Origin of the sequence: Halomonas flagellata (genome assembly GCF_022487945.1) — a bacterium.
Lineage (GTDB): Bacteria > Pseudomonadota > Gammaproteobacteria > Pseudomonadales > Halomonadaceae > Halomonas > Halomonas flagellata.
The window spans coordinates 1-540 of record NZ_JAKVPY010000143.1 but is presented as its reverse complement, the minus strand read 5'-3'; the positions used below and the strand labels follow the sequence as shown (position 1 = coordinate 540).

General features: G+C 45.6%; 1 protein-coding gene. It reads left to right on the top strand.

Annotation, left to right across the window (positions count from 1 at the left end):
* A partial coding sequence (locus tag MKP05_RS21575; RefSeq protein WP_240570173.1) for a putative type IV secretion/conjugal transfer ATPase occupies positions 1–540 on the top strand: 540 nt, incomplete at both ends.

The following is a 540-nucleotide window of genomic DNA, read 5'->3' as shown; positions in this document are numbered from 1 at the left end:
CTATTTACATTCTGGAATCTGACGACGGCGTTCCTTTCTATTTCACGCAGGTAATCGGCGAGAAAAGCCTGGTTATAGGTGTGGGGCCAACCCGTACCGGTAAGTCTTTCTTCAAAAATACAATAGCCTCTCATTTCACCAAGATTGGCGGTATCTACAGTTCGCTCGACGTTGATCAGGGAACCATTCCTTTAGCCAACTTCTTCCAGGGAGATGGAGCCGCATTTACCCTTTCAGACCAGCTAAAAGCCGGTATGAACACGTTTTCGACTGCCGAAAGTGATAACGACAGCGAATTTATTATTCACGTCATTGAGCAGATTAAGCTGATGCTGCAATTCAATGACCGTGAAGAAGACCGCACGCTATCAACTGAAGAAACCAAAGATCTTTCTATTGCCGTACAGGGATTACTGCACCAGGAATACTCAGGCATTGAAGGGCGCTTGTCTGTTAACCGTCTTGAAACGCTTATGTCTAAATGCCCGTCCTCTATACAAAATAAGATGGCGTCGTTCTATGGCGATGGTTATTACGCAC